Below are 9480 nucleotides of genomic sequence, written 5' to 3'. Positions count from 1 at the left end.
GGGAGGGGATGCGCCGCCCGCGCATGGGGAGGTGGGCATCGTCATGTGGAACAAGGCGCCGCCCCTCCAGCTGCGCTCCAGCCCCGAGCAGGGACACAACGCGCTCGCCAGCCTGGAGTTCAACACCCCCGTGCAGGTCGTCGCGCGGATGCCCGGAGGCTGGCTGTCGGTGAGCACGCGGGACGGGCGCGTGGGCTTCGTCTCCGCGGACTACGTCTGGTCCGCGCCGCGCCACCCGATGCCCGAACCGAACGCCCGGCTCCACCAGGTCGCCAGGGGCACGAAGGGCACGGCCATCGCCATCGCAGAGGCCTACTACGGCGACATCGCGCGCACGTGGGGCTCCGACCTGCGCTTCTTCGTGGCCGTGCTCGCCCAGGTCAACCGGCGGCCCATCCCCTCCTCCACGGACGGCTGGAAGTCCCTCGCGTTCCAGGCAGACACGTACATCTGGATCCCGAGCAAGGCCTTCGCCCAGGGACTGCGCGGGGTGGTCAACCCGGGCTCGTACAGCTTCAACACGCTGGACGCGCTGGGCCTCGCGTCCGGTTGGCAGCGGATGCAGCAGCTGCTGCACGACATCGGGCAGGCCATCCACCTGTCGCTCCAATACATTCCCAAGGCGGTCGCGACCCACGTCGAGCAGGCCCTGCGCTCCGTCCTCACCGCGCTCCTGGAGATGGCGGTGGGGGCCATCCTCTTCCTCGCCATCTGCACGGCGGTGGGGGCGGCGCTGGGCGCGCTCGCGGGCGGTGCGGGCGCCGCGCCGGGCGCCGCCGCCGGCTTCGAGGTGGGGCTCGCGCTGCTGGAATGGATGGGATTGGCCTTCCTGGCCAAGTGGATCCTGGACTCGCTCCAGAAGGTGGGCGCGGCGTTCGCGAAGTTCCTCGGCAAGGTGTGGGACGCGCGCGGGGACGCGCAGCGGGTGGACCAGGCGGCGCGCGAGCTGGCCGAGGCCATCGGCGTCCTCGCGGGCGTCCTGGTGGAGGCGCTGGCGATGTGGGCCGCGGCCCGGGGCGCCACCGCCGCGTTCCGGCTGCTCAAGGGCACCGCGGTGGAGCGGGCCTTCGGCTCGACCCGCCTGGCGTCCTGGCTGAAGGAGCGCGCGGCCCATCACGCCGAAGGCAAGTCTCCCCTGCCCGGTCCGCGCCAGGCCGCCAGCCGCCTGCGCGAGCGCTTCAAGAAGCCCGGGCCCACCATCTCGCAGCTCGCCGAGAAGGCCGCGCCCCTCTACGAGAAGCAGCTGGAGCCCGCTCGCAACCTCATTGCCCGGGTGTTCAAGGACATGGGCACGGTGCAGGCGCGGGCCAAGGACCCTGTCTCCGCGGCCAACCGGTTGCAGCGCGCGGTCGACCGGTTTGGCGCGAAGGTCACCACCGTCCAGGAGGCCATCGCCAACCTCTGGGACGCCATCGGCACGCGGCTCGTCCTGTCGGACACGTCTCCGGCGGCGATGAGCCGGGTGGTGAGCCGGCTCGCGGAGGCCATCCGCCGGGGCGAGCTGGAGGTGACTGAGATCAACAACCTCCACGGGCCGGAGGGCAAACCCTACTTCACGCCCCAGCACCTGGAGACCTTGCAGGTGGCGGCGGCCCAGGCCGGAAAGCCCCTGCGCATCAACGAGTCCAAGCTGATGGAGAGCGGCTACACGGTGGTGTGCGCGTACCTGAAACACGGCAACGGGGTCCGGGGCGAGCTGCAGATCATCGGCAAGCAGGTGCTGACCCTGGCCAACGCGGAGCACATCCCCTACGACGTGTCGCTGGGCAAGCCGCTCGTGCGCAACGTGCCGGAGGCCGCGGAGGTGGAGCTCCAGAACCTGGTCAAGCCCGTGGAGGCCGCCATGGCCTCGATGAGCGAGGCGCAGCACGCGCTCTATCTGGAGTACCTCAACCAGAGCTACATCCACGCCCGCATGATGGAGCTCGGTCAGCCGTCCACTCCGCCCCCGCTGCCCGCGGGGCTGAACAAGGTCCTGAGCGTCGAGCGGATCCACGAGCTCGAGAACGCCATCGCGGCCATCAAGGCCAGATACACGTCCCACTGAGGAGGCCGCATGCAGACCGTCCTGAACGAACAGAAGCTGCAACAGGCGATTGGCACCGCGCTCCACGAGCTGGCGGAGCACGCGCGCAAGGGCCTGCCCGACACGGGGACGTTCCCCCCGCTGAGCACCCGCTTCGCGTGCGGCGCGCTCATCCAGGGCATGGGCGACGTCGAGCTGCGGCTGGCCCCGCTGAGCGGGGACGCGGGCAAGCAGGAGCGCTTCCTCGAGGTGCGGGTCTCCACTCCCGACGGCGGCAGCCACTCCTCCACCTGGGTGTTCTACGGGAAGTCGCCCGCCCTCCGGGAGATGCTCAAGAACGAGGCGCTCCTGAAGGCGAAGCTCCGCGCGGCCCTCGTGGCGGAGGCGGAGTCCCTCCTGCGCAACGAGCTGGCGTGAGTCGTCACCTCACGCGTCGGTGAAGCTCGCCGTCACCGCATGGTGGTCGGAGGCCGTGCCCACGTCCACCACCTGGGCCCCCATCAGCCGCCGGGCCAGCGGGGGTGAGGCAAAGACGAAGTCGGTGCGGAAGTCGATGACCTCCCCCTCGCGCTGGCGCCGGGCGGTCGCCCACTGGGGCGAGGCAGGCTTGAGGCGCAGCGTGTCCACCCAGCCGAAGCCCTCCAGGTCGTCGACGACGTCGAAGCGGGGCGGATGGCCGTACTTGTCCATCCGCGCGCGGCGGACGCGGTCCGCCAGGTCCACCGGGTAGGGGTCCGCGCGCGACAGGGAGTTGAGATCCCCTGCCAGCAGGAAGGCCCGCTCCCCGAAGGCCACGGGTTCAATCAGCGAGCGCAGGTAGCGCGCCTCCACGAAGCGCAGCGTTTCATGGTGCGCGTCGAAGTGGGCCGCGAAGAGCGTCAGCGGCCCCGCCCCTGTCTCCAGCTCGCACTTGAGGAGGCAGTGGCCGATGAAGTGGGCGTTGGCGTGGACGCGGGCCGAGCGCAGGGGCCAGCGGCTGGCGACGGCGACATGGTAGCGGCGGCCACTGGGACGGGGACGGGCGGTGCCCAGTCGCACGTGGGCCTCGGTGGCGGGGAGGCCCAGCGCGGCGGCGACATGGGCGAGCCGCTCGCCGTCCTCCCAGCCCAGGCACTCCTGCAGCACGAGCACGTCCGGGGCCTCACGGGCGATGAGGGCCAGGAGCAGCGGCATCCGGTCCTCGCCTCCCATCAGGATGTTGAGCGTCATCACCTTCAGCGGCATGCCGGGCAGCCTACCTCTCCGGGTGCTGAGCCAAAGCATGAAACCAAAGGCATCCATGCCGCGACCCATCCTCCGCGTCATCAATCAGAGGGCCCCCGACAGCTCCCTGGCCCCCCAGCATGTCCATGCACGGGGAAGTTGCGTACAATCCCGTGGACTGGCCTGACCCGGGAGGGTGGATGTTCAATCCAATGGATTTCAATTCCCAGGAGCTCGTGCTCCGGGACAGCGTCATCGAGGCCCTCCACAGCTCGCAGTCCCTCCCTCAGGCACTCGAGGCCACACGAGCGTCCCTCCTCGAGTTCGTGCAAGCCGACGCCGTGGCCTTGTGCCTCATGCACGTCGAGCCTTTCGACTACCAATGGCTCGTCCCGGGCCCCCGCGTCCCCATCCTGGATGTCTACGCCGAGCTGGCCCCACATGACTTCCTGCGGGCTCCCATCCTCGCCCGGCCCAACGTGCCCGTCCGCGATACGCAGCTGCTCACTCGCGACGAGTACGAACGAACCCTCATCTATCAACGCAGCCGGGAACTGGATCCGCGCCTGGAGCACATCATGGCCGTCCTCCTCCCCATCCGCCCCGGCTTCGTTGGAGCCCTCGCGTTCTACCGGAACCTGCGACGCCCCTTCTCGTCCCAGAGCGCCACCGCCCTCTCCAGTCTCAACAAGCACCTGATGAACACGGTGCGCAATTGCAGTGACGTCCAGAGCGTCACCACCGGCGCCCGGCTCCTCGAGGAGCTCTACCGCCGCCCCGACACGGCCTTCCTCGTCGTGGAGCCGCCCCACCAGGAGGTGCTGCGTTCTCCGCGCGCCGCCGTCCTGCTGGAGCGGTGGTTCACCCCCTCCGACCTCCACTCCTCCGGACTTCCCCTCCCGCTCAAGGAGCGGCTGGACGCCCTGGTCGGCATGACCCCGGACGAGCGGCTCGACAAGAACCTCTGGGTCTCCCTCCACGCCGATGGCTACCGCACGGTCCGGTTCATCGAATTGAGCGCCCCCGAGGGTGCCCCGAAGTGGGCCCTCCTGATGCACGAGATTCCCATGTCCATCCCGCTCCCCGAGCAGATGAAGCGCAAGCTCACCCCCCGCCAGGTGACCATGGCGGCGTGCCTGCTCCGCAACTGGACCAACGAGCAGATCGCCGATGAGTTCGGACTCTCCTTGCTCACGGTGAAGACCCACGTGCGAGACCTCCTCGGGAGGTTGGGCATCGACAGCCGCGCGGACCTCCTCTACCAGGCCGCCCACCTCAACAAGCCTGTCTGAGAATGCCGAACGCAGGGGCAGACGCCTCCCGAAAGGCCAGGGCCCGAACGGGAGGCGCTCCCAGCTTGCGCGCGATTGCCTCTACCTCGTGAGGGGGTGGCAGGTGGCGCCGTCCTCACGGAAGATGCGCGGGTAGACGCTCCGGGCGACCCGGGCCGAGAAGAGGATCGCCTGCTGGTCCTCCGGGTCCGTCAGCCGCTCGAAGATCCGCTGCATCTCCGCCACGTGGTCCCCGTCCAGCGCCCCATGGCTGCGCAGGAAGGTCACCGACTTGTGGATGTTGGGAATGGTGGACACCGCCTTCAGCCGCTCGGCCCACACGCCCGCCCGCGTCTGCGACAGGTACTCCAGCACGTACGCGGTCCCCAGCACCGCCGTCGGCACGCCCGCGCGCGACGTGAAGAAGTTCCACCCCGTATAGGCCTCCACCGCCGGGCTCCGCGCCGCCGCCTCCACCTGCTCTTCCGAGCAGCCCAGGTTCTTCAGATCCGACAGCAGCCAGCGGTCGTGCCCCCGCTCCTCCTCGCCCTTCTGGATCAACAGCGCCGCCAGCTCCGGGTGCCGGCCCAGCCGATTCAGCCGGTGGCCCGCCTCGGCGAGGATCGGCGTGCTCCAGCGCGCGTAGTGGTACGTCTGGATGAGGTAGTGGATGTAGCCCGCCGCATCGAGGGTGCCCTCGAGGAGGCGGCGGGCGTCGGGCCGCGCATCCACCGCCGCCACCAGGCCTCGCGCCTCTTCATCCAGCACCGCCAGCCACTGCGTTCCCGCCTGCTTTTCCGTCTGGGTTTGCACGTACGTCTCCTGTCCGGGGTCCGTTGGAATCCCGGCTGCTGCGTGTTGAAGGTGAAGGGAAGGAAGAAACCGCCCGGGCCTAGACGGCGGGGCTCACGCCGTGCTCCAGCGCGTGGAAGTGCTTCAGGGTGTCCGTGGGAATCTCATCGAGCGCCATGACGAGCGGCAGCGTGAACCACTGGAAGTACGCGTCGTAGAGCGGCTCCGCGATGAAGCGCGCCCCCATGGTCCTGGCGAAGAGCGAGGGCGACCGGGGCACCCGCAGTCCGTCCAGGAGCCCCTGCTCCGCCCTCGCCCGCTCCTCCGGCGTATAGAAGGGGCTGCGGGGCCGCACCGGGGCCCGTCGCGGGTCGGGCACGTCCACCCGCCAGTGAGGACTCAGCCATCCCCGGTGGGCCGCCACCCGCCACGACAGCAGCGCATCCTCGGGCGAGTCCGTCTCCAGGTTCGCGGAGGCAATCCAGTGTGTCACCCCGCGCCGCCGGCTCTCCGCGTACATGGCCGCCTGCAACCGCGTGACGGCCTCCGTGCGACGCCACTTCGGCAGCACACAGAAGCGCGAGGGCTCCGCGAGCACCCGCCCCGGCTGGCTCAGGCCCGTGAGGTCCACCCGCTGCGCCAGCTCCAGCCCCACCGTCCCGCCCTGGTTCGCCGCCACCTCCGCGTTGGGCAGCGCCACGCGCATCGTCGCCACCGGCTCGGTGCCGGCGTACACGAGCAGGTGCACCGTGGTGTCGAGCGTGTCGATGGGGGTCATCTCCCGCCGCGACAGCGCCCACTGCTCGGACAGCAGGCCCAGCTCTCCCCCGAAGACGGCCCAGCGGATGCGAGCCACGTCATCAAGGTCCCGCTGCGTGGTGGCGACACGCCAGCGCCAGTGGATGCACGTCATGGGTCCTTCTCCCGGAAGCGAAGGGAGGCCGGCGTCGTACCGACCTCACACCTCTCCTTTCGTCGCCGGTGACCCGAGTTCGAGCGCGGCCGCTCCGCGCCTGTCCGCGCAAAGCGTCAGACAGTGGGTCCGAACTCCTCGAGAGCGAGGCTTGCGTTGGCGAAGAGCTGGGTCCACAGGCCGTGGAGCTGGCCGTTGCGATAGCTCGAGGCCGCCTCACGGAGCTTGTGGAGTTCTTCCCGCGCTTGTCGCTGAAGGCGCCGGAGTGCTTCGGTGCGGGTCGCGGCGCTGACCCGTTGCAGGAGTGATGCAGGCACCAGCCAGGCTTTCAGTCGTCCCTCCCGCTCAGCCGCGAATTGGATGGAGGCGTCGGTCTCGCGCCAGGCGAACAAGCCCTTCAGCGGGGACGTATCGAGCAGGAGGAAACCGTAGCGGTGGGCCTTTTCCCCCACGGGGATGTGGATGTCCTCGACAATGAGCAGGAACCCGTCCGGCCGTAGCCGTCGAGCAAGCGCCGAGTCAGGACCCAGGAGGGAGGGCCACTGGCCTGGCGGGACTTCGTGCAGGACGTTGCACAGGATTGCCACGTCGACGCTGCCTGGGTCGAGCTGTGCCTCCAGCTCGGCGTACTGACTGAAGTACCGCTCCGCCGATGCCCCCTCGCCGTAGGCCGTGTCGATCAACGACGAGCAATGCTCGCTGTCGGTCGAGCCCGCGTCGAAGGCGCGATAGTCGATCACCTCGGCGAACGGCCGGGCTTCGTCATGGGCTTCGCGCAGCGCGGCCAGCAACCGCCCCTTGCCTGCACCGAAATCCAGGATGCGGAGGGGGCGGCTGGGGTTCCGCAGCTTGAGGATGGCGTCGCGGATCTGCCGGAGTTGTAGGTCGTCGCCACCGGTCATGACGACGGTCGGGGCCAGAAGGCAATCCGCCGCGAAACGCTTGCTCGCGAGCTGCGCGGGCAGCTGGATGAACGATTCCAGGCGTTCACGACCTTGCGCATCACCCAGCAGGCCGGAGAGCACCAGTTCAGGTTCCCGTCCCGCCCACTTCGTGTGCCCCTCGCGAACGAACCAGAGGGACTCGGTTGGCGCCCATGCGAGCACGGGCAATGAGTGGGTCGCGATCCAGAGCTGCCCGTTCGGCGTCGCCTTGCGGAGCGTTTCGAGCACGTCGATCACTGCCGCTGGGTGTAGGTGGGTCTCGGGCTCGTCAAGCAGAAGGACGGCCTCGCTCAGCTTCGTGCCCTGCGCGTGGAGAGCCACCGCGAGTTGCAGGAGGAGGCGCTGACCATCGGAGAGTCCGGCGTTCGGGATGGAGCGGCCCCAAAGAGTCGGTGCGCCATCCAGGTTGCGATCGAGCTGCCCGCCCAAGAGCTTCCTGAGATCGTCGCGCAGCCGCTCGTATTCGGCGACAGCCAATGCCTTCTCTTCCTCAGTGATGGTCACATGGGGATGGGTGGCCTGGAACCAGCGGTCCTGCACACGACCAATGTAGGCGAGGCATCCGTCTCTAAGAGATCCGAAGCCAATCCCCGCATGCACCTGGTTTGCTGCATTGAGAGCCTCATGACGGGCCTGCTCGAAGGGATCCACGAAGTCAACGGGCCGGGGCACGTAATGATGGATCGGTTTGTCAGTCCTCAGCTGCTTGAAAGCGACCAGTGCGGCATCCGCCAGGGAGTCCTTGTATATTTGAAGCGTGCGCTCGTTCTCATTGATCTCCGACTTGAGCGAAGCCACGGCAGCCTCTCCGGCCGTGAGGGAGAGCCTGAGTCGCAGCTCCGACAAATGGGTTTGTCGGACTGCCACCTGCCTCCGAATTTGTTCCTGCTGTACTGGCAGTGGGTAATGCGTAACGGCGTGGTGGACGGACCGAAGGATCCGGGACTTGCCGCCGCCGTTCGGTCCCGCGAGAACGACCATGGAACCCAGCCGTTCCATGGTCGTACGTTCCATCCCCAAACCCAGGTAGTTCTCGGGAAGTTTTATCGCCGCGATCTGCATCCATCCTCCAGCCCAGCCAAGGCGCGGAGATTCTACCTGCCCTGCGCGGCAGGGTCTGGACAGAGAAACGAAAGAGCGCGCGTCGCGGCTGCATGGGGCGTCCTTGCGGCGTGTGACCTGGTGGCCGCGGATCCTCGCGCTTCGGCCGGGGACATGCGCCGCTGCCGGGAGTTCATCGAGTCCCCGCGCCCTGACCCTCTTGCCCCCGCGTCACTGCGGCTGGGGCAGCCACACCCGGAAGGAGCTGCCCTTGCCTTCCACGCTCGTCACGGTGATGCGGCCTCCGTGCTGCTCCACCAGCTGCCGGGCTCCAAACAGCCCCAGCCCCGTGCCCGGAATGCGCCCCACGACGTTCTCTCCCCGGTGGAAGCGCTCGAACAGGTGCGGCAGGTCGCTCGCGGGGATGCCGATGCCCTGGTCCCGGACCTCGATGACGGCCCAGCTGCCGCCTTCCGCGTCGGACTGCTGGACCTGCACGTCGATGCTGCTCCCCTCCGGGCTGTACTTCACCGCGTTGAGCAGCAGGTTGCGCACGACGCGCCGCACGCGGACCTCGTCCAGGGACGCCTTCACCGGCGTTTCAGGCATGTGGACCTGGAAGGTGTGGCGTTGGGTGACCTGCTGCTGATCCGCGATGACGCTGCGCACGAGCTCGCCCACGTCCATCGGGATGCGCCGCAGGTTCGGCTGCTGGCCCATCTCGCTGCGCACCAGGTCGAGCAGGCTCTCGACCATCGAGCGCATCTCCTCGGCGGCCCACAGGATGCGCGTCGTCGCCGTCGTGAGGCGCTCGGGCACGATGCTTCCCTTCTGGGCCACCTCCGAGCGCAGGCCCGCCGCGCGCATCATGATGACCGACAGCGGGTTGCGCAGGTCGTGGCTCACCGACGACAGGAAGTCATCCCGGGTCCGCAGGGAGCGCTTCAGCTCCGTGAGGAGGCGCGCGTTGTCGATGGCCAGGGCGCAGCGCTGGCTGAAGTCCTGGGCCAGCACCTGCTCCTCCTGTGTGAAGCACTCGCGGGGCCCGCCGCGCAGCAGGGTGATGGCGCCCAGCAGGCGCTCCCGGGCAATCAGGGGAACCACCAGGAGGGAGTGCGGAGCCAGTGCGCGCGCGGCGAGCAGGTGCTCGTCCGACGACACGGTGGCCAGGTAGTCCTCGTCGACGAAGCGCTCCACGAGCTTCGCCTGACCGGTGCGGAAGACCTCCAGCACGGGGCTGGGGGACTCCTGTCTCTCATACACATCTCCGAGCCCACGAGACATGCGCCG

At 68.9% G+C, this 9480-nt stretch carries 8 protein-coding genes; 3 read left to right on the top strand and 5 right to left on the bottom strand.

The window, feature by feature from the left end:
• A partial coding sequence (locus D7W79_RS32960) for an SH3 domain-containing protein (RefSeq protein WP_147442169.1) occupies nucleotides 1–2047 on the top strand: 2047 nt, incomplete at its 5' end.
• Between the two features lie 9 nt (nucleotides 2048–2056).
• Nucleotides 2057–2443 (top strand): hypothetical protein, encoded by a 387-nt coding sequence (locus D7W79_RS32955; protein WP_120529323.1) that lies wholly within the window; start codon nucleotides 2057–2059, stop codon nucleotides 2441–2443.
• 9 nt (nucleotides 2444–2452) lie between these two features.
• Here the strand turns inward: D7W79_RS32955 and D7W79_RS32950 are convergent, their stop codons facing one another.
• Complete coding sequence (locus D7W79_RS32950) at nucleotides 2453–3250, bottom strand: endonuclease/exonuclease/phosphatase family protein (RefSeq protein ID WP_120529322.1); 798 nt, start codon at nucleotides 3248–3250, stop codon at nucleotides 2453–2455.
• 335 nt (nucleotides 3251–3585) lie between these two features.
• Between D7W79_RS32950 and D7W79_RS32945 the strand changes: the two genes are divergently transcribed.
• A complete protein-coding gene (locus D7W79_RS32945; protein WP_338078832.1) occupies nucleotides 3586–4521 on the top strand; it encodes a helix-turn-helix transcriptional regulator in 936 nt (311 codons plus the stop codon).
• An 81-nt stretch (nucleotides 4522–4602) separates the two neighbouring features.
• Here D7W79_RS32945 and D7W79_RS32940 read toward each other — a convergent pair whose 3' ends face one another.
• The 4 genes from D7W79_RS32940 to D7W79_RS32925 form a co-directional block, all read right to left on the bottom strand.
• The gene (locus D7W79_RS32940) at nucleotides 4603–5313 is read right to left on the bottom strand and encodes an iron-containing redox enzyme family protein (protein ID WP_120529320.1); all 711 of its coding nucleotides are present in this window, start codon (nucleotides 5311–5313) and stop codon (nucleotides 4603–4605) included.
• A gap of 79 nt (nucleotides 5314–5392) precedes the next feature.
• Nucleotides 5393–6205, bottom strand: a complete 813-nt coding sequence (locus tag D7W79_RS32935; protein ID WP_120529319.1) for an N-acyl amino acid synthase FeeM domain-containing protein — start codon at nucleotides 6203–6205, stop codon at nucleotides 5393–5395.
• Between the two features lie 116 nt (nucleotides 6206–6321).
• Nucleotides 6322–8211: an AAA family ATPase gene (locus tag D7W79_RS32930; RefSeq protein ID WP_120529318.1), complete on the bottom strand. Its 1890-nt coding sequence runs from the start codon at nucleotides 8209–8211 to the stop codon at nucleotides 6322–6324.
• A 210-nt stretch (nucleotides 8212–8421) separates the two neighbouring features.
• Nucleotides 8422–9480 (bottom strand): GAF domain-containing sensor histidine kinase (locus D7W79_RS32925; protein ID WP_208729901.1); only part of this gene is annotated, 1059 nt, incomplete at its 5' end.

Origin of the sequence: Corallococcus exercitus (assembly GCF_003611585.1) — a bacterium.
GTDB classification, from domain to species: domain Bacteria; phylum Myxococcota; class Myxococcia; order Myxococcales; family Myxococcaceae; genus Corallococcus; species Corallococcus exercitus.
This window is presented reverse-complemented; position numbering and strand designations above follow the sequence as displayed.